Origin of the sequence: Deinococcus phoenicis (assembly GCF_000599865.1) — a bacterium.
In the GTDB taxonomy this organism is placed as follows: Bacteria; Deinococcota; Deinococci; order Deinococcales; family Deinococcaceae; genus Deinococcus; species Deinococcus phoenicis.
The window spans coordinates 35,686-53,671 of sequence record NZ_JHAC01000050.1 but is presented as its reverse complement, the minus strand read 5'-3'; the positions used below and the strand labels follow the sequence as shown (position 1 = coordinate 53,671).

At 68.4% G+C, this 17,986-nt stretch carries 24 protein-coding genes; 15 read left to right on the top strand and 9 right to left on the bottom strand.

Going from position 1 to position 17,986, the window contains the following annotated elements; translation table 11 throughout:
• Positions 1-15 precede the first annotated feature (15 nt).
• Together DEIPH_RS14500 and DEIPH_RS14495 are read right to left on the bottom strand one after the other, a co-directional pair.
• Positions 16-1,665, bottom strand: a complete 1,650-nt coding sequence (locus DEIPH_RS14500; protein WP_051517412.1) for a hypothetical protein — start codon at positions 1,663-1,665, stop codon at positions 16-18.
• On the bottom strand, positions 1,662-2,387 hold the full coding sequence (locus DEIPH_RS14495; RefSeq protein WP_034359414.1) for a roadblock/LC7 domain-containing protein: 726 nt from the start codon (positions 2,385-2,387) through the stop codon (positions 1,662-1,664). Before DEIPH_RS14495 ends, DEIPH_RS14500 begins: the two co-directional genes overlap by 4 nt.
• A 155-nt stretch (positions 2,388-2,542) precedes the next feature.
• On the opposite strand from DEIPH_RS14495, the gene DEIPH_RS14490 reads away from it, so the two are divergent.
• Positions 2,543-3,733, top strand: a complete 1,191-nt coding sequence (locus DEIPH_RS14490) for a glycine C-acetyltransferase (RefSeq protein WP_034359412.1) — start codon at positions 2,543-2,545, stop codon at positions 3,731-3,733.
• Between the two features lie 250 nt (positions 3,734-3,983).
• Positions 3,984-4,706: a bifunctional demethylmenaquinone methyltransferase/2-methoxy-6-polyprenyl-1,4-benzoquinol methylase UbiE gene (gene ubiE, locus DEIPH_RS14485; protein WP_407636515.1), complete on the top strand. Its 723-nt coding sequence runs from the start codon at positions 3,984-3,986 to the stop codon at positions 4,704-4,706.
• Between the two features lie 220 nt (positions 4,707-4,926).
• Here ubiE and rpmF read toward each other — a convergent pair whose 3' ends face one another.
• Positions 4,927-5,109 carry a 50S ribosomal protein L32 gene (rpmF, locus tag DEIPH_RS14480; protein ID WP_034359407.1) on the bottom strand — a complete coding sequence of 61 codons (183 nt, stop codon included), beginning with the start codon at positions 5,107-5,109 and terminating at the stop codon, positions 4,927-4,929.
• Between the two features lie 176 nt (positions 5,110-5,285).
• Here rpmF and DEIPH_RS14475 point away from each other — a divergent pair, with 176 nt between their 5' ends.
• The 4 genes from DEIPH_RS14475 (at position 5,286) to DEIPH_RS14460 (ending at position 10,666) form a co-directional block, all read left to right on the top strand.
• Positions 5,286-5,936 (top strand): trimeric intracellular cation channel family protein, encoded by a 651-nt coding sequence (locus DEIPH_RS14475; protein WP_034359405.1) that lies wholly within the window; start codon positions 5,286-5,288, stop codon positions 5,934-5,936.
• Positions 5,937-5,969: 33 nt separating this feature from the next.
• A complete protein-coding gene (locus DEIPH_RS14470) occupies positions 5,970-7,175 on the top strand; it encodes a trans-sulfuration enzyme family protein (protein WP_407636514.1) in 1,206 nt (401 codons plus the stop codon).
• A 538-nt stretch (positions 7,176-7,713) separates the two neighbouring features.
• Positions 7,714-9,534 carry a glutamine--fructose-6-phosphate transaminase (isomerizing) gene (gene glmS / locus DEIPH_RS14465; protein ID WP_034359402.1) on the top strand — a complete coding sequence of 607 codons (1,821 nt, stop codon included), beginning with the start codon at positions 7,714-7,716 and terminating at the stop codon, positions 9,532-9,534.
• 448 nt (positions 9,535-9,982) lie between these two features.
• Positions 9,983-10,666, top strand: a complete 684-nt coding sequence (locus tag DEIPH_RS14460; RefSeq protein ID WP_034359400.1) for a YqhA family protein — start codon at positions 9,983-9,985, stop codon at positions 10,664-10,666.
• Between the two features lie 7 nt (positions 10,667-10,673).
• On the opposite strand, the gene DEIPH_RS14455 is transcribed toward DEIPH_RS14460, so the two are convergent.
• Positions 10,674-11,108, bottom strand: a complete 435-nt coding sequence (locus DEIPH_RS14455) for a response regulator (protein WP_034359398.1) — start codon at positions 11,106-11,108, stop codon at positions 10,674-10,676.
• Between the two features lie 123 nt (positions 11,109-11,231).
• Positions 11,232-12,077, bottom strand: a complete 846-nt coding sequence (locus DEIPH_RS14450) for an ion transporter (RefSeq protein ID WP_034359396.1) — start codon at positions 12,075-12,077, stop codon at positions 11,232-11,234.
• A 43-nt stretch (positions 12,078-12,120) separates the two neighbouring features.
• Here DEIPH_RS14450 and DEIPH_RS20850 point away from each other — a divergent pair, with 43 nt between their 5' ends.
• Positions 12,121-12,255, top strand: a complete 135-nt coding sequence (locus DEIPH_RS20850; RefSeq protein ID WP_267134656.1) for a hypothetical protein — start codon at positions 12,121-12,123, stop codon at positions 12,253-12,255.
• Here DEIPH_RS20850 and DEIPH_RS14445 read toward each other — a convergent pair.
• From DEIPH_RS14445 to DEIPH_RS14435, 4 genes are read right to left on the bottom strand one after another with little or no spacing between them, the layout of a single operon-like run.
• Complete coding sequence (locus DEIPH_RS14445; RefSeq protein WP_034359393.1) at positions 12,252-13,640, bottom strand: recombinase family protein; 1,389 nt, start codon at positions 13,638-13,640, stop codon at positions 12,252-12,254. The genes DEIPH_RS20850 and DEIPH_RS14445 overlap by 4 nt on opposite strands.
• The gene (locus DEIPH_RS19935; RefSeq protein ID WP_152544960.1) at positions 13,637-14,254 is read right to left on the bottom strand and encodes a hypothetical protein; all 618 of its coding nucleotides are present in this window, start codon (positions 14,252-14,254) and stop codon (positions 13,637-13,639) included. The genes DEIPH_RS14445 and DEIPH_RS19935 overlap by 4 nt, the downstream gene beginning before the upstream one ends.
• A gap of 4 nt (positions 14,255-14,258) precedes the next feature.
• Positions 14,259-14,927, bottom strand: a complete 669-nt coding sequence (locus DEIPH_RS14440; protein WP_034359391.1) for a hypothetical protein — start codon at positions 14,925-14,927, stop codon at positions 14,259-14,261.
• On the bottom strand, positions 14,920-15,435 hold the full coding sequence (locus DEIPH_RS14435) for a helix-turn-helix transcriptional regulator (protein ID WP_152544959.1): 516 nt from the start codon (positions 15,433-15,435) through the stop codon (positions 14,920-14,922). Before DEIPH_RS14435 ends, DEIPH_RS14440 begins: the two co-directional genes overlap by 8 nt.
• Before the next feature lie 201 nt (positions 15,436-15,636).
• On the opposite strand from DEIPH_RS14435, the gene DEIPH_RS14430 reads away from it, so the two are divergent.
• The 8 genes from DEIPH_RS14430 to DEIPH_RS14400 all read left to right on the top strand — a co-directional run bounded on the left by DEIPH_RS14430 (position 15,637) and on the right by DEIPH_RS14400 (position 17,979).
• Positions 15,637-15,873: a helix-turn-helix transcriptional regulator gene (locus tag DEIPH_RS14430; RefSeq protein WP_161636075.1), complete on the top strand. Its 237-nt coding sequence runs from the start codon at positions 15,637-15,639 to the stop codon at positions 15,871-15,873.
• Complete coding sequence (locus tag DEIPH_RS20220) at positions 15,870-16,028, top strand: hypothetical protein (RefSeq protein ID WP_161636074.1); 159 nt, start codon at positions 15,870-15,872, stop codon at positions 16,026-16,028. Before DEIPH_RS14430 ends, DEIPH_RS20220 begins: the two co-directional genes overlap by 4 nt.
• A 264-nt stretch (positions 16,029-16,292) precedes the next feature.
• Positions 16,293-16,535, top strand: a complete 243-nt coding sequence (locus DEIPH_RS19930) for a hypothetical protein (RefSeq protein WP_152544958.1) — start codon at positions 16,293-16,295, stop codon at positions 16,533-16,535.
• Positions 16,532-17,128 (top strand): putative immunity protein, encoded by a 597-nt coding sequence (locus tag DEIPH_RS20355; RefSeq protein ID WP_051517411.1) that lies wholly within the window; start codon positions 16,532-16,534, stop codon positions 17,126-17,128. The genes DEIPH_RS19930 and DEIPH_RS20355 overlap by 4 nt, the downstream gene beginning before the upstream one ends.
• Positions 17,125-17,337, top strand: a complete 213-nt coding sequence (locus tag DEIPH_RS14415) for a hypothetical protein (RefSeq protein ID WP_034359381.1) — start codon at positions 17,125-17,127, stop codon at positions 17,335-17,337. The genes DEIPH_RS20355 and DEIPH_RS14415 overlap by 4 nt, the downstream gene beginning before the upstream one ends.
• Positions 17,337-17,588: a hypothetical protein gene (locus tag DEIPH_RS14410; RefSeq protein ID WP_034359379.1), complete on the top strand. Its 252-nt coding sequence runs from the start codon at positions 17,337-17,339 to the stop codon at positions 17,586-17,588. The genes DEIPH_RS14415 and DEIPH_RS14410 overlap by 1 nt, the downstream gene beginning before the upstream one ends.
• Positions 17,585-17,800 (top strand): hypothetical protein, encoded by a 216-nt coding sequence (locus DEIPH_RS14405; protein WP_034359377.1) that lies wholly within the window; start codon positions 17,585-17,587, stop codon positions 17,798-17,800. Before DEIPH_RS14410 ends, DEIPH_RS14405 begins: the two co-directional genes overlap by 4 nt.
• Positions 17,797-17,979 (top strand): hypothetical protein, encoded by a 183-nt coding sequence (locus tag DEIPH_RS14400; RefSeq protein WP_034359376.1) that lies wholly within the window; start codon positions 17,797-17,799, stop codon positions 17,977-17,979. The genes DEIPH_RS14405 and DEIPH_RS14400 overlap by 4 nt, the downstream gene beginning before the upstream one ends.
• Positions 17,980-17,986 lie beyond the last annotated feature (7 nt).

Here is a 17,986-nt window from a genome sequence, read left to right as displayed (position 1 = left end):
GGGAGCAGGGCCGGCTCATGACGGCTCCTCGTCCCAGTCCAGGCTGGGCTGGGGGGCACTCCGGGCGGCACTCTGGCGGCCCAGCAGGCCGAACTGTACGCACAGCCCCCGGAACCCGTAGGACGCCAGCGCAATGGCCAGCGCCGTGAACAGCGCCCGCAGCGGCAGACCGTACACGCCCTGCCACAGCGTCAGGCTGGGGGCGGCACGCAGGAACGTGACGCCGCTCAGGTCGCCCACCCAGCCCAGGAAGCCGAACACGCCTTCCAGGAACACCGGCAGCAGCAACAGCACCAGCGCGGCGGTGATGGCCCGCCAGTAGGGATTGCGTCCCCCGAAGGCCAGATTGAGCAGGTACAGCGGCACCAGCCCCAGCAGGGCCAGCAGCAGGAACACCACGGCCCGCAGCCCCCCGCTGAAGGTCCGTGCGACCCCGGCCGAAAGGGTGTCCACCGTACTGCGCCCCTCTCCGGCTACGCTGCGCTCCAGGCCGCCGAGTTCCGCGATCAGCGCCTGGACGTCACCGGGCCGCAAGCCCCGGCGTTCCTGCGCGGCGGCCAGATGCTGCGTGAGCGTGTCGTAGCCGCCCGCACGGCGCAGGGCCGCCGGGGCCGAGGCCAGGGCGGCGGGCACGCGGCCCAGTTCGCTGCGGGCGGCCTCGGGATCGCCGTGGCCCACGGCGGTCAGCGCCCGGCCCAGGGCGGTATAGGCGGCGTCCACACCGCCCGAGGCGGGGGCCGCAGGCGTGGAAACGGTGCCCGGCGACGCCGCCTCTGGGGTCTGCGCGTCTGGTGTCTGGGTGCCGGGCGTCTGGGCTTCAGGGGTCTGGGCTGCGGGCGTCTGGGCTTCCGAAGGCCGGGGGGCCGGGGACTGTGCCGCCCCCGCAGCCTTCGCTGGGCCGACCGACGCGGGCGGCGTGGACAGCGACCGGCTCAGGGCCGCCGCGCCCTGCCGGAGGGTGCCCAGGGAAGCGGTCAGCGCCGGGACATCGCCCGCCGTGAGCTGTCCCAGGGCCGCCGTGAACTGCGCCACCTTCAGATTCTGCGCCCCGGCATCCTGCACCACCGTGAACCAGCCGGTCGCCCGCGCCAGGTTCACGTAGGAGGCCGGGCTGCGCTCGGGCCGGACCACGTTCAGCGCCGCGCCGACCTTCTGCGCCGCCGCGCGCTGGAGCCGCCACGCGACGCGCTCCAGGTGCCCGGCCCCGGCGTCGCCCACCAGGGCCGCGGCCGGGGCACCCGTCAGGCCGAACTCGCGGGCGAGCAGCTTCACCTGTGCGGCGCTGCCCCCCGCTGCCGGCGTCCCGGCGGTCTGCGCGAGCTGGTTCAGGGTCTGGTCGTACAGCGCCCGGCGCATCAGCCCGCGCGCGAGCAGCACCTGCGCCTGCACCTCGGCGGGCGTGCGGGCCAGGGCGCCGCGCGCGCCGTCCAGGGCGTCACGCAGGCCGCCCAGAAGCTGCTTGTTCTGGAGGGTCGGTGCCAATTGGGCGTAGGCGGCCTCGGCCCGGTCGAGTTCGGTCAGGGCGCGCTCGGCGCTGGCGGGCCGGGCCTGCGCGGCGGCATCCAGGCTCTGCGCCAGCGTGCGGTAGGCGCCGAGGTCCTGTGCGCCGGCGGACCCGGCGGCCAGCGCCGCGAGCAGCGTCAGGGTGCGGGTCGCGTGTCTCACGCCGCCTCCCGGACCTGCTGGAGTTCGGCGAGCAGCCGCCCGATATTCACGCCTGGCCCCGCCACCACCGCCACGCAGTACGGCCCCAGGGGGCGCATACACACGGTCTGCCCGCCCATGTCGGCGGACATCAGGTTCAGCGAGCGTTTCTGGAACAGCAGGGCGGTCGCGGCGATCACGCTGCTGAGGTTGGTGGCCCCCGAGAGCGCGCGCTCGCGCAACACCTCGCCGTTCGCGCGGCAGACCATCACCCCCTGCACGCCCTGCATCCGCCCCAGGTCCCGGATCAGGGCGTCCTGCCCGGCGGCGCTGCCCAGCGCGTACTGCCGCTCGGTGGGCGCCGCCGTGTACTCGGGGTCGTCGAATTCGAAGTCGTCGGCACTGAACTGCTGGGCATCGCCCCAGCTCGTGCTGGTCATGCCCGCTGTCTCGTCCCAGGCGGCGAGCGGCGCACCGACAAAGAGGGTGGGGGCCTTGGGATATTGCATCTGCAACTGTCCGGACAGGGTCTGCAGTTCAGCCCGGGCGCGCTCTGGGGGCAGCACACCCGACAGGCGGGTCAGCAGCGGGCCGGACAGGACACGCTGCATGTCCTGGGCCTGCACGCCCTCGGGGGTCAGGCCCTGTTCGCGCAGGGCGGCGCGCAGCAGGGTTTCAGCGGCGCGTTCGGACACGATGCCGGACAGGGCGCGCACGATCAGGGTGTACACGGCATTTGTCATGGGAAACCTGCGGAGAGTATAGGAGGCCGCCGCTTACACTTTTGTCTCAGCCGTGCTGTCTCCGCTGGCCGGACGCGGCCGCCCTGGCCCGCCCGGCGGTTCCTTGCGCCTGGCCCTCCGGGGCGGCCCGGGGACAGAGCCTCTAGACTGCCCCTATGGCAACCTCCCTCTCTGAGCGCCTGGGCGCGGAACTGGCAACCCTGCGCGCGTCCGGCCTGCTGATTCATCCGCGCGTGCTGGAAAGCGCCAACCGCGCCCGCACCCGCGTGGACGGGCGTGACGTGGTGAACCTGGCGAGCAACAACTATCTCGGCTTTGCCGACCACCCGGTCCTCAAGGAAAAGGCCGCAGCCTACCTGCGCGAGTGGGGCGCGGGAGCCGGGGCCGTCCGCACCATCGCCGGGACCCTGCAAATCCACGAGGACTTCGAACAGCAACTGGCCGGCTTCAAGCACACGGGCAGCGCGCTGGTCCTGGGCAGCGGCTTCACCACCAACCAGGGCGTGCTGGGCACCCTGCTCCAGCCCGGCGACCTGGTCGTCAGCGACGAGCTGAACCATGCCAGCATCATCGACGGCCTGCGGCTGACCAAGGCCACCAAGAAGATCTACAAGCACGCCGACCCCGCCGACCTCGACCGGGTCCTGGCCGAGAACGACACGGACGGCCTGAAACTGGTTGTGACCGACGGCGTGTTCAGCATGGACGGCGACATCGCGCCGCTGGACCGCCTGATCGAGCTGGCCCGCAAGTACGGCGCCGTGACCTATGTGGACGACGCCCACGGCTCGGGCGTGCTGGGCGAGGCGGGACGCGGCACCGTGCACCATTTCGGCTATGAACATGCCGATGACGTGATTCAGGTCGGCACGCTCAGCAAGGCGTGGGGCGTGGTGGGCGGGTACGCCGCCGGGCACCACGACCTGCGCCAGCTCCTGATCAACCGCGCCCGGCCCTACCTGTTCAGCACCGCCCAGCCGCCCGCCGTCGTGGGCGCCCTCTCGGCGGCGCTGGAACTGGTGCAGCAGGACCCTTCCTTCATGGAGCGGCTGTGGGAGAACACCCGCTCTTTCAAGGCCGAACTGGCTCGCCTGGGCTTCGACACCATGGGCAGCCAGACGCCCATCACGCCGGTGCTGTTCGGGGAGCCGGAGGCCGCCTTCGAGGCCAGCCGACGGCTGCTGGACGAGGGCATCTTCGCCGTCGGCCTGGGCTTTCCGACCGTGCCCAAGGGGCAGGCCCGCATCCGCAACATCGTGACCGCCGAGCATACCCGGGAGGATCTGGATCAGGCGCTGGCGGCCTATGAGCGGGTGGGGCGGGCGCTGGGTGTCATCGGTGGCTGACCGAGGACTACGGGCCGGGGTGGACCCGGCCGCCCTGGGCGAACGGGACGACAGGCCGCGTGCAGCCCCCCCAGGCAAGGCGGGGTCACGGCCCATGAGGGGGAGCGGTGGGGAGCATCGGCAGCGGGACTGCTGCGGCTGGGCTGAAGCTTCTGATCTTCTGGCCTGAACCTTCTGTCCCGCCTCTGTCCCAGGTTGGCCGCCTATCATCGTCGGCATGACCCCCCCGCCCGTGACGCCGCCCCCAGACATGCCCCCCGTCGGCGACCGCCAGCCCAGTTCACGCGATAAGGGCCGCGAGGTACAGGCGATGTTCGCCTCCATCGCCCCCCGCTATGACCTGCTCAACCGCGTGCTGAGCCTCGGGATAGACCGGGTGTGGCGGCGGGAGGCGGCCCGTGAGGCGCTGGCGCTGCACCCCGCGCGCCTTCTGGACGTGGCGACGGGCACCGGGGACTTTGCCCTGGAACTCAAAGCCCGCGCGCCCGGGGCCGAGGTGGTCGGCAGCGACTTCGTGCCGGAGATGCTGGGCCTGGCCCGCGAGAAGGCCCGCGCCCGTCACCTCGACCTGGTGCTGGAGGAGGGCGACGCCCTGAACCTGCCCTACCCGGACGGGTCTTTCGACGCCGTGACCTGCGCCTTCGGCTTTCGCAACTTCGCGGACTACGCGCGCGGCCTGGCCGAGATGTGGCGGGTGCTGGCTCCGGGGGGCCGCCTCGTCATTCTGGAGTTTCCGCCGCCCCGTCCGGGGCTGTTCGGGAGCCTGTTCCGGTTCTACTTCCGGCACGTGCTGCCGCGTGTGGGGGCGCTCGTCAGCGGGAACCCGGGCGCCTACACGTACCTCCCCGAAAGCACCCTCGCCTTTCTGGACCCCGAACGGCTGGCGGGGCTGATGCGGGCCACAGGCTTCCGCACCCGCTTCCGCCTGCTGACCTTCGGCATCGCGGCGATCCATGTGGGGGACAAGGGGTAAGACGCACTCCGGTGGAATCGTTGACGGCGTGCTTCCCATCCTGGCGGCCGCGAGAAGGAGGGGATACGAGTTTCGGGAGAGGGCTTGACGTCCGGCGCTGTCCCGGAAGGAATTGAACGGAATCCGTATAGGCGGAGCGTGGGCGGTCTTCCTGCCCGTTTCCAACAAAAATCCAACAAAAAAAGGCCCCCGTCTGGGAGCCTTTTTCAGTTGCCGGTCTTCAGACCGCCAGCACCTGACGGCCGTTGTAGTAGCCGCAGCTGGGGCAGATGTGGTGCTGGAGCTTCTTGGCGTGGCACTGGGGGCACTCGCTCAGGTTGGGGGCCACCAGTGCGTGGTGGCTGCGGCGCATGTCGCGCTTGCTCTTGCTGGTCTTCTTCTTGGGAACGGGGTGCTTCGCCATGATTTCTCTCCTTGGGCCACGCGGCGCGTGCTGTTTCTCTGGCGCTGGGTCGCCGGGGCGCGCTCTGCCCCCCAGGCGTGCCCCCTGTAAGGTGACACATGGGTCGGGCGAGACAACAGCGGGGAGTATAGCACGGTGAGCTGCGGGTCAGGAAGGGCGCGGTAGCATGACGACCGATGCATGAACTCGGCGTGCCCCAGGTGACCTTGGCGACCGGGCTGCACCTGCTCGACCTGCTGGGCGTGCTGGCCTTCAGCATGTCGGGGGCGCTGCTGGCGGTCCGCAAACGCTTCGATCTGTTCGGTGTGCTGGTGCTGGGCTGCGTGACGGCGGTTGGCGGCGGGGCCATCCGCGACACCCTGACCGGGCAGACGCCGCCCCTGTTCCTGCGTGACGAGACGTACCTGTGGGTGGCGCTCGCGGGGGCGGTGCTGGCCTTTGCCTTCGGGGAACGGCTGGCCCGCTTCGAGCGGACCCTCAGCGTGTTCGACACGTTGGGGCTGGGGCTGTTCGCGGCGTCGGGGGCGGTCGGGGCGCTGAATTTCGGGCTGGGGCCGCTGGGCGTGGTGTTCGCGGGGATGCTCAGCGGGGTGGGCGGCGGCATCATCCGCGACCTGATCGCCAACGAGGTGCCCGAAGTGATGTACCGCCGCGAACAGCTCTATGCCACCGCCGCCGCTGCCGGAGCCGCCGCCGTCTATCTGCTCCATCCCTATCTCCCGCCTTTTCAGGCCCAGCTCGGCGGCACGCTGACGGTCATCCTGCTGCGCTGGCTCTCGCGCTGGCGCTGGGTGCGCCTGCCCGTGCGGCGGCTGCCCGGCGAGTGAGGGGGGCTTCACCGCAGGGGGAGGCGCGGTAGAATGGAAGCCATGTCTAAACAGGAAGTTCAGGGGTTCCGGACCCGTGCCGTTCACGCGGGGCATGGCCTCGACCCGGTGACGGGGGCACACGCCGTCCCCATCTACGCCACCTCCACGTTCGGCTACGGCAACGCGGAGCGCGGCGCCCGCCTCTTCGCGGGCGAGGAGAGCGGCTACTTCTACTCGCGCCTCTCGAACCCCACCGTGCGCGCCTTCGAGGAAAAGGTCGCCAGCCTGGAGGGAGCCGGGGACGCGGTGGCCTTCGGCAGCGGCATGGGCGCGGCCAGCGCCGTCGCCCTGACCTTCCTGAAGACGGGCGACGAGGTGGCCTTTGTCGGCCCACTCTACGGCGGCACCGAGGGGCTGCTGCGCGACATCCTGGGCCGCTTCGGCGTGACCGTCCACGAGGCCCGTGACGTGGAGGACCTGCGCGCGGTCGTGTCCGAGCGGACGCGGCTGGTGTGGCTGGAAACCCCCACCAACCCCACCCTCAAGGTGGTGGACCTCCAGGCCGCCAGCGAGGTCGCGCACGCGGTCGGCGCGCTGGTCGTGGTGGACAACACCTTCGCCACGCCGTACCTGACCCGCCCGCTGGACCTGGGGGCCGACCTGGTGATGCACTCGGCCACCAAGTACCTCAGCGGACACGGCGACGTGATCGCGGGCGTGGTGGCGGCCAGCGCGGAACTGGTGGCCGAACTGCGCCTGCACGGCCTGCGCCACGTCGGCTCGGTTCTCGGCCCCTTCGAGGCGTATCTGCTGCTGCGCGGCCTCAAGACCCTCCCGCTGCGGATGGAGGCCCACTGCGCCAATGCCCAGGCGCTCGCGGAGGCGCTGCGGGGCCACCCGGCCCTCAAAGCCCTGCATTACCCCGGCCTGCCGGATCACCCCGGCCACGAGGTCGCCCAGCGTCAGATGCGCGGTTACGGCGGTCTGGTGAGCCTTGACCTCGGCTCGCAGGAGGCGGCCTTCGCCTTCCTCGACCACCTCCAGCTGTTCACGCAGGCCGTCAGCCTGGGCGACGTGGAAAGCCTCTCCAGCCACCCCGCCAGCACCACCCACCAGCTGCTGGGCGAGGAAACGCTTGAGCGCCAGGGCGTCACGCCCGGTCTGGTGCGCCTCTCGGTGGGCGTCGAGGATCAGGAAGATCTGATCCGGGACGTGCTGGGGGCGCTGGAAAAGGTGCCGGTGGGCGCGGGAAGGTAACCCGGAGGCCCGGGGCAGCGGGCTGAGAAGGTTCCTGCCCCTGCTTTTTGGCCCTGAAGCAATGGAAAAAAGAAGAAGCACCTTCTGTCCGGGCGGAGCGAGTGAAGTTCAACGAGCAGGACGGAGCAGGGTGTGGGCGGGGTTCTTGTTCCCTGCCCACGTCATCTGCCCACGCTATTCGGAGAACGGCCCTCGGCCCGCGTGAGCATCTTGCACACGGCACTCAAGCCGGAGGTGCTATCCTGCTCCCCGAGCCGTTGGTGTCCGGTTCACGCAAAACGGGAAGCGCAAGGTCTGTTCTCCCTTTCCTGAGCAGTGCTGCGGAGAGCAGAAGACGAGGTGGAGGTGAGCGAGTTTCTGCGGATGCCTCCAGGCCCAGGCACGGGCCTCCCCGACTTCCCCCGCTTCAACGGGCGGGTGGAAGGAAGCGCGGCGATAACCCCCACGGTGACGTGGACATAAGGCCGCGCGGTGCCACAACCCAAATCCAGACACCGCCTGCCCTGGCCTGTGCGCCGGGTGCGGGTCAGGAGAACCTATGTGCGGAATCGTCGGTTATATCGGCACCCGGCAGGCGCAGGACGTTCTGATCTCGGGCCTCGCCAAACTGGAATATCGCGGCTACGACAGCGCGGGCGTCGCGGTGGGCGACGGGGCCTGCATCGCGGTAAAGAAGAAGGCCGGGAAGCTCGCCAACCTCAGCGGGGAGCTGGCAGAGTCGCCGCTCGCGGGCACCCTCGGCATCGGCCACACCCGCTGGGCCACCCACGGCCTGCCCAACGACACGAACGCGCACCCCCACGCGACCGAGGACGGCAGGATCGTCATCATCCACAACGGGATCATCGAGAATTACCTCTCGCTGAAAGAAGGGCTGATCGCGCGCGGCCACACCTTCAAGTCGGAAACCGACTCGGAGGTGCTGGCCCACCTGATCGAGGAGGCGTATGCGGGCGACCTCTACGAGGCGGTCCGCGTGGCGCTGGGGCAGGTGCGCGGCGCGTACGGCATCGTGGTGACGCATGTGGACCACCGCGAGATCGTCGCGGCCCGCACCGTCAGTCCCCTCGTGATGGGCGTGGGCGAGGGCGAGATGTTCCTGGCCTCCGACGTGCCCGCGCTGCTGGCCTACACGCGCAACATGGTCTTTTTGCACGACGGCGACATGGTGGTGCTGCACGACGACGGTTTCCGCATCACCGATCTGGCGGGCCAGCCGGTCGAGCGGCCCATCGACCACATCGACTGGGACGCTGAGGCAGCGGAAAAGGGCGGCTTCGACACCTACATGCTCAAGGAAATCTACGAGCAGCCGCAGGCCCTTACCAACACCCTGATCGGGCGCCTGCATGACGACACCGGCGAGGTGAACCTCGATATCGGCCTCGACCCGCAGAGCTTCAAGCGCATCAGCATCATCGCCTGCGGCACCGCGTACTATGCCGGGCTGGTCGGCGAGTACCTGATCGAGCAGCTCGCGCGGATTCCAGTCGAGGTGGACGTGGCCTCCGAGTACCGTTACCGCAATCCCATCGTGAGCGAACAGACCCTCGCCGTCGTGGTGAGCCAGTCGGGCGAGACGATCGACACGCTCGAAGCCCTGCGCGAAGCCAAGAAGGGCGGGGCCAAGACCCTCGGCGTGATCAACGCCAAGGGCAGCTCCATGACCCGCGAGCTGGACGACACGCTGTATATCCACGCCGGGCCGGAAATCGGGGTGGCGAGCACCAAGGCGTATACGTCAATGGTGAGTGCCTTCGTGATGCTGGCCCTCTGGCTGGGCCGCGCGCGCGGCACGCTGGACGAAACGCAGGCACGCGACCTCCTGCACGCCGCCCGCGAACTGCCCCGCCTGGTGGAAGAGGCGCTGGCGCCTGAGCGCGTCGAGCAGATCAAGCGGGTGGCCGAGAAGTACGCCCACGCCCGCGATTACCTGTTCCTGGGGCGCGGCGTGAACGCACCAACCGCCTTCGAGGGCGCGCTGAAGCTCAAGGAGATCAGCTACATCCACGCCGAAGGCTACGCGGCGGGTGAGATGAAGCACGGCCCCATCGCCCTGATCGACGCGAACCTGCCGGTCGTGGTGGTCGCCACCGAGAGCCGCCTCCTCGAAAAGACCATCAGCAACGTGCAGGAGGTCCGCGCCCGCAGCGGCCAGGTGATCGCCCTCCTCAGCGACGGCGACACTGAGAACGCCCGCCACGCCGACGACGTGCTGTACGTGCCCCGGGCGCACGAGATGGTCAGCCCGGTGGTGAACGCGGTGGCGCTGCAACTGCTGGCCTACTTCACCGCGACGGCGCTGGGCAAGGACGTGGACAAGCCGAGGAATCTGGCCAAGAGCGTGACGGTCGAGTAACCAGGGCAGTTGACAGGGGCGGAGGCCGGGTGCTTCCGCCTTTGCTCATTCCGGCCTGCATCACCTGCCGTTCCTCGTGGGAGGGGAGGCCCAGTGCTGTGGCCCGGGCTTCCCAGGTAGGTGCCCAGGTGCGCACGGACACGTGGTGAATGACCTGCTCGGCGCGGTGGCAGCGGGAAGGTGCGAAATCATTCCCGTGGCCGTCCCGCAGACGGAATGCGGTGTGGGTGCCTTCCAGCGGGCGAGGTCCGGCAAGTTCGGTCTGGCGGTCGTGGGCGGCCCAGCGGGCACTCTGACCGCCTCCAGGACCCGCACCCCTGACCCCAGCAGTGCGTCGAAGGTGATTCCGGGCCGGGGCCGTCGGGCCAGCGGGGCCGCCCACTCACGGGAATGGGGAAGCGTCTTCATACACGCCTCCTCGGGCCAGCCGGCCCGTCATGATGGGCGCGTGACCCGGCCCCGCTTCCAGTCCAGCACCGAATCCAGCAAGCGCGAGTGGTTCAGTGATCTGATCGGGCGCACCCGCTTCGTGGTGCTGATCGCGGTGATCGCCGTGCTGCTGGTGGCCTTCAGCCTGTTCCTCCAGGGCACCATCCTGGCCCTGCAAACCATCTACAGCACGTGGCGTGACCTGTTCGCGGCGGGGGGCGATACCCAGACCGGCTCGCTGTCGGTCCAGTTTCTGGAGGTGGTCAGCACCATGCTCAAGGCGGTGGTGTTCTACATCATCGGCGTGGGCCTGTACTCGCTGTTCATCAAGCCGCTGAACCTGACCAGCGCGCTGGGGGTCGAGAGCCTATCGGACCTGGAACAGAAGGTCGTGTCGGTGGTCGTCGTGATTCTGGGCGTGACCTTTCTGGAACACTTCATCCGCTGGGAAGATCCGCTGGAAACGCTGTATTTCGCCGGGGCTTTCGCGCTGGCCGGGGGTGCCCTGGTGTTCTTCCAGCAGGTCCACCGGGGCCGGGGCGGCGACCTTCAGCAGCCCGAGGCCAAACTGCGCGCCCGCCGGGAACTCTTCGAGCATGACACCGAACAGCGCGAGATCCGCGAAGAGGACGTGGAGCGGGCCGCCCAGGCTACCAGTGCCAAGGCCGAGGGCAAGGTCGGCGCCGAGGAAGGTGGCGGCTGACCCCGCCTCAGGGCGAGAGCGCCTCCGGCCAGGTGGTCAGGCGGGCCTTGGTCCAGAAGTCCAGGAAGCCCTCGACCTGCGCCACGAAGTCCTGAAAATTCACCGACTTGATCAGGTACGAGCTGGCGTGCAGCGTATACGCCTGGGTGATGTCCTGATCGTGGCTGGAGGTGGTCAGCATCACCACCGGGATCCGGCTGAGCTGGGCGTGGCTTTTCATGGCCGTCAGGACCTCGAACCCCGACATGCCCGGCATGTTGATGTCGAGCAGCACCACGTCGGGGAGCGGGGCCTTGGGGGCCAGCATGGCGTTGAGGGCGGCCTGACCGCTGCCGACCGTGGTCACGGTACACAGGTGCCCGTACTCGGCGAACACCTCCTCGGCGAGGTGGCGGTCCATTATGCTGTCGTCGATCAGGAGCAGGCGGAGGGGACGGGTCACGGCGGGTCCAGAGGGCCGCGCGCCGGAGGACGCGCCGGGAAGGGAAAAGACAGTCGCGTCATGGGATACCCCTACTGTAGCCGACCGCCGCCGGTCGCGGTGCGGCAAATGTTTGTGCCGGGTCTACGGCATCTGGCCTAGGCTGCCCGGCAGCTTCTCGCCGCAGCGCGAGCAGTACAGGGCGTCCCGGGTGTGTCCACGCAGGCCGCAGCGCGGACACACCCGGTCCGGTTGCACGCCGCGCTGGGCCTGGGCGAGGCTCACCGTCACGATGCCGGTCGGCACCGCAATGATGCCGTAGCCGAGAATCATGGCGAGCGAGGCCAGCGTCTTGCCCAGGCCCGTCTTCGGGGCAATGTCGCCGTAGCCCACCGTCGTCAGGGTCACGATGGCCCAGTAGATGCTGGTGGGGATGCTGGTAAAGCCGTTCTGCGGCCCCTCGATCACGTACATCAGGGTCCCGATGATGGTCACCAGGGTCAGGACGGTCGCGATAAAGACCGTGATCTTGGCCAGACTGGCCTGGAGCGCCTGCTGAAGGACGCTCGCCTCGCTGAGAAAGCGCACCAGCTTGAAGATGCGGAAAATCCGCAGCAGGCGCAGGACCCGCACGATCAGCAGGAACTGCGCGGCGGGCAGCAGCAATGCCAGGTAGCTCGGCAGGATCGAGAGGATATCGACCACACCGAAGAAACTGCGGGCGTAGTGTCTGGCGTGCCGGGCCGTGAGCAGCCGCAGCAGGTATTCCACCGTAAAAAGCGCCGTGAGGCCCAGTTCGATGTCATTCAGCAGTGGGCCGTACCGCCGCCCCACGCTGGCGACACTGTCCAGCATCACCGTCAGCACACTGACGAAGATGGCGAGGATCAGACCCAGGTCGAACACGCGCCCGGCAGGCGTGTCGGCGTTGAAGATGATGTTGCCCAGCGCCACCCGCCACGCCGCCCGCGTCTCCCGCGCTGCCTTCATGGCCCAGAGTCTAGAGCGCAGGCGTCAGGGTGGAGCGCCTGCCATGAAGCGCCCGCCCGTCCGGAAGCTGGGGGGCGGCGGGCCGCGCTACCCTGCCCGCATGACTGACGCCCACCCCGCCGACCGGCCCCGCATCCTGGTCGCCAACGACAGCAGGACGGTTCTCCGGGCAGCCTAGACCGCCTGCTGTACCGTGTCCAACGGTCGCAAACCCAGCAGTTCCAGCGTCCCGTCCGGTTGGATCAGCAGCCGCACATCCAGCAGGTCCAGTAGTTCCGCCAGGTGTTCCGAGCTGGCCTCCCGCACATCTGCGGCCAGTTCATTCATCACCGGCACCTCAGTCACCTGGCGGGGCTTCGGGGTCAAGGCGCGTTCCCGGGCCTTCAGCTCCTCGCGCAGGCTGAGATAGTCGCGCTCTTCGATCTGGCCCAGCACGCGCAGGCGGGCGAGGTTGGAGAGAGACTCCTGAACTTCCTGCCGCTCCTGCTCCCGCCCGTCGGAGAGGGGCGTGGCCCCAGTCAGCAGGGCGAGGTGGGCTGGGTCGGTCGGGTCAGTCAGCACGCGGGCCAGCAGGTCACGGGCGGCATCATCCACCTGGGCAGCCCGGAAACTGGGGCAGCCGCAGCCGTAGTGCCGCTTCAGCCGCCCGCTGACGTGGTAGCGGCTGACCATGCCCGCGTTCCGGTGACTCTCCTGTCGCCCGTTCATCGGCGCACCATGGGGGCAGCGCAGGTGGCCGACCAAGGGGTACCGGTCCGGCCGCCGCTCTCCACCGCTGAAGGCACGGCGGCCTGCGTGAAGCGCCTCCCACTCTTCATCGGAGAGCAGGCGCGGGCAGGGCACCTCGATACGTTCCCCGCCGCTCACGAAGACCGCGCGCCCGATGTACGCGGTCTGCTGCGCCAGGGCGTGCAAACGAGCCGGGGACCAGTTGGGCTTGCCCGTGGGGGAGGGAATGCCCTGCCCCCGCAATTCCTCGGAGGCTTCCTGGTAGGACCGACCGACCAGGGCCAGCAGCGCCGCCCGCACCGGTTCACGGGTGGCGGGGTTCAGCTCCAGGCGCTTCTCCGCATTCCGCAGGTAACCGTAGGGCACGCTGCCCTGGGGCCAGATGCCGGCCTTTGCCGCGAAGGTCCGCCCGATCATGGACCGCTCGCGGGTCTGCTCCAGTTCGTACTCGGCCAGCGTGGCGAGGATGCTCAGCACCACGCGCCCGAACGGCGTGCTGGTGTCGAGGCTCTGGTCGATCAACACCAGCCGCGCGCCCCGCGCCTCAATGTCGCGGATGAGGGTGAGCGTCTGCACGATGCCGCCGCGCGCGATGCGTGTGAGGTCCTTTGCCAGCACCGTATCCCCGGCCCGGACCTGTCCCATCATGGCGACCCAGGCAGGGCGGGCGTCCCGTTTGCCAGAGACGGCGGGATCCTCGAAGTGAATGGGGACCGGCAGGGCGTGGAATTGCGCGAAGGCGGCGGCGCGCTCGCGCTGGGCAGGCAGGCTGTACCCGGAGTCGGCCTGGTCACGACCGGAGACGCGGGCATAGGAGAAGGCGCGCGGGGTCATGGGAGTGCGAACTGGATCAAAGTCCCATCATCTGAACGAGAACTCAGAAGAATCTGGTACGTGCGGTTGCCAATGAGAAAATTTCCCATAACAAATACATCCGCTCGCTCCCAAGCGGTAATTTGTTTTACGTTTTGATTTAGGCTAATGAGTGTTCTTACGCTCTGAACATCTAGCGGCGTTATGGCACATAGACGTGACATGACATATGTTTTGCAGTCGTACACCTCTCCATTAACAGAAATTGCTATTGAATTAAAAGCATCAGCGCCCTCGGCTGGCATTGGGCGGATACTTTTAAACTTGGCGGCTACCATTTGGTTAATAATAGTATCTTTAGTAACCTTTATTTTCTTCTCTACCTTTGGGAAAGTTACAGAGCCATCAAGAGGGTCAAATACTGACAGCGAATAATTTCCGGCTGGCAGTCTACAGACAAGCTTGTCGCTCTTTTCTTTGGCGCAGGAGGCTGATTTGGGTGCGTTTTTGGAGTCGTTAATGAGAAAGATAGAAGCGTTGACATTCTTTGGGGACAGATTGACCGTCACCGTATAGAGCGGAGCAGCGGAGGCAGGAAAGGCCGACAGCATAGCTAGGGCAAGCAGTTTCTTCATGACATCACTCCTCTATGACGATCAGACCAATGACGGTGTTACGTCTCCCTGGCACCTGAAACAGGCTCACGCCCTCGCCCTGGAACTCGTCTTCATCCGGGACCGGATCACCTACCCAGGGGGGCAGGCGGTAGCGGTACGAGCTGGCGTGGGTGATTCTGCCGCCGTAGCCGATGAACCCCCCGGCACGGCCATCGAGGTTGAAATGCACCACGCGGCGCAGCGCCTCGTGCAGGCGCACCTGGGCGGCCTGATGCAGCACCCAGACCGCTATCGCGTTCACCCCGCAGATGTCCAGGGTGACCCGCACGAGATCGGGAGGCATGGTCAGCACGTCGCCTGCATGGTCAGTCAGGCGTTCCTCGTGGGCCAGCAGGTCAGGCACCTGGGCGTGGTAGCGGCGCACCACGTCGCGATAGCTGGGCGAGCCAGGGGCCGCTTCTAGCGCCAGGGCGTGCGCGAGTTCATGCCCCGCGTCGCTGTTGTACTGGAGGGGGTCGCGGGTGCGCTTGATGTAGGCGGTGCCGGTGAGGGGATCAAAAAAGCTCCGCTCATGGGGAGCCAGCGTGTAGCCCAGTCCATCCGCCAGGGCGGGCATGTCGGCGCTAGGAGCCGCTTCCGTGCCGCGTGCCTCGGTGTAGCGCAGCAGGCTATGGATCACGTCGTCAATCACGCTCCGGCTCCGGTGGGTCCACCTCATCCCGGCGATTCAGGTACACAACCAGCCATTCCCCCGGTGTGGTCGGGGTGCGACGGAAGGGAATCTCGGCCAGATATCGTTGCCAGCGCAACTCACTCAGCGGGGCAAACTCTGGCTGCTGGCCGAACGTCGCTGCTGCCTCCCGCAGGGCGTCCGGGATAGGCAGTGGCTCAGGGGGCGCGTGGTATCCCTGGGCAGCGGCGGAAAGAGCGGCAGAGGCTCGGGGGCGTTGGGGGCGACTGCGGGGGGTGGGCATGGCTCCCTCGTAGCTGCTCAGGCCAAAATCCACCCCCAGCGCGACTTCCATCTGCGCCAAGGTCCAGCCCAGCCCACGCGCCAGCCCTGCGAGTCGGGCAATCGTCAAATTGGCGAGGTCATACCGTCCGCCCTCCAACTCGCTCACCGTGGTCTGGTTCAGGATGCCGCTGTCCAGCGCCACCTGCTCCTGGCTCTTCCCCAGTTCAGCGCGGCGGACACGCAACGCGGCAGCCCACGTGGGGAGATTGGCCTTCGAGCGGCTGCGAGGGAGGCGCGCCTCTGGCATTAGCCGTCTGCCTGCTGATACGTGAGTGAGCATATCGGCATACCCATACGTCAATACTCCCTCATGGGTTCCCACATAGTCTAACGGCAGACCCGTAGTGTTATTGACGTATCACCCGAAGAGCCTTAGACTATGGGTATGCAGATGAAACGACTCAGAGAACACAGGGAGGCGCGCGGCCTGTCGCGTGAAGCCCTGGCCCGTGAGGCGGGCGTGTCTGCCGCCCTGATTCAGGCCCACGAGCAGGGGAGAAACCACGACACACACGTGTCTGTGGCCGCTCCGCTCGCCCGTGCGCTCGGCATCACGATGGAAGAGCTTTTCGCGATTGAGGATATGGGTCTGCGGGTAAAGGCTGAGCAGGTGCCTGCATGACCTCCACCCCCCACCCCATCCGCCCCGCGTCCCGGCTGGCCTGGGCCGCTGACCTGCTGGCCCGGATGCACGCCGCACGGCTTACCCGCGAGGCCATCAGCACCACTCCCCTCGCGCCTCCATCACCACCCAGCACCACGCTGACCACCGCCTGACCTGACTGATCCACCCGCCTGGAAACGACGGATCAGTACAGGGCACCCGAGCTGAAGGGGAGTCCCATGTACCGTACCACCCACGCAATTCAGACCTGGGCAAACGCCGCTTCAGCCGCGCCCTGTGCCGTTACAGCCGCTGTAACGCTCCCCATCACCGTTCCCGCCCGTTCGGGCGTCCGGCAGCCCAGCCGTCTGGCTGGCTGACAAAAAGCATGGCCGCGTGAGATAGACGCGGCCCTTCACGAACGTTCGAGGTTCCCCATGACTGTAGCAGATACCCGCCCCGAGCTTGACCCCGTCCTCGCCTTCGAGGCCCGCCAGGATGCCCGTGATGCCCGCCGCTTGGCCCGTCTCCAGGCTCAGGGCCACACCCACGCCACCTGCACCTGCTGCGGCGACGTGCGGACACTCCACTGGGCCGGCTGGTCCTGCAACAACGACGACTACGCCGCACCGGACGGCCAGTGTCCCGGCGTGTTCCGGGCGCAGGGAGGGGCGGCATGAGCGGCCTGTCTCCCCTGATCGCTGAGGCCCACGCCCGCCTGCTGGCAACCCCGCCTGCCCTGACGGCTGATCTGCGGGTGACGGTCGGACAAGTTGTCGCGCAGAAGCGGACCGAGAAGAACCCTGATGGCAAGCTGTGCCGGGAAGGCGTTGCCTCCGCACTCCGGAAACTGAAGGTGCGCCAGTCGGACACCGAACACGTCGTCACTCTGGACCGCGCGATGGAGGTGCTGGCCCTGGAGGATGTGCTGCGCGTTATTGACGCCTGCCACCCGGATGGTCAGCGCGTGCTGCGCCTGTTTGCCGCCGACTGCGCCGAGATGGTGCTGCCCCTGTACGAGCGGGACTACCCGAACGACGACCGCCCCCGAAAGGCCATTGAAGCGGCGCGGGGTCACGTTTTGGGTGTGGTAACGGCGGAGGAGCTGGCCGCCGCATGGGGCGCCGCATGGGGCGCCGCAGGGGCCGCCGCAGGGGACGCCGCATGGGACGCCGCATGGGACGCCGCACGGGCCGCCGCAGGGGACGCCTGCGGCCAGCTCCTCCGCCGTTACCACACCCAAAGCGTGGCGACGGAAGGCGGCCCCCAGTGACCCCCACCTCTGACCCCCTGCTCATCCTCGCCGTGGCGGTCACCGTGCTGGCGTTCGTGGCCCTCGGCCTCCTCGCCCTGGCCTCCTGGCTGGACACCCGGGACGCGCTGGCCCGCGACCGCCGCAACCGTGAGCGCCACGCCGCCTACGTCCAGCAGCAGGTGGACGCCGTGCCCACGCGGCACTACCGGATGCGGGGGGGGCGCTGATGCGCGGTCTCAGCCAGCCCAGCGTGACCACCCTGCGTGCCCTGCGTCGCGGTTGCACCCTCGTGAGCGAGGTCGCCGCCGCCGGTGACTGCCGCCCGGAGACGGCCTATATGCGGCTCAAGGCCCTGCGCGCCATCGGCTACGTGGAGCGTGACGGGGACACCTACCGCCTGACCTGGGCGGGCCAGGACGCCCTGCAACGGCACGACGCGGCCCTGTACCGCCGCTGGGCCGAGAGGCGGGCCGCATGATCCGCGCTGCTCTCTCCCTGCTCCTGAGCCTGTACGCGCTCTGGGAGATCACCCCACTGCTCGGCCCGGATGCCAGCGGGCTGCTGCGCGCGGCCTGGGCGCTGGCCGTCGTGGTGCTGATCGTCGCGCTCGCGGTGGTGTTGGAGCGGCTGACGCGGCCACAGGTGCGGCGGGGCCGGGGCTGGAGCTTCCGGTACGAGGTGACGGCATGAACCGCGCGGCCTACCTGCTGGGCCTCTCGCTCCCGGCCTACCTCACGGCCTACCTGATCTGCCCGGATTACGGGGCCGGCATGCCGCAGGCCCTCCGGCTGCTGCTGCTGGTCTGCTGCCTGGCCTTCCTCGCGGGGATCGCGGGAGCGGCGGGGATGTTCGAGAGGGGGCAGAAATGAGCCGCCT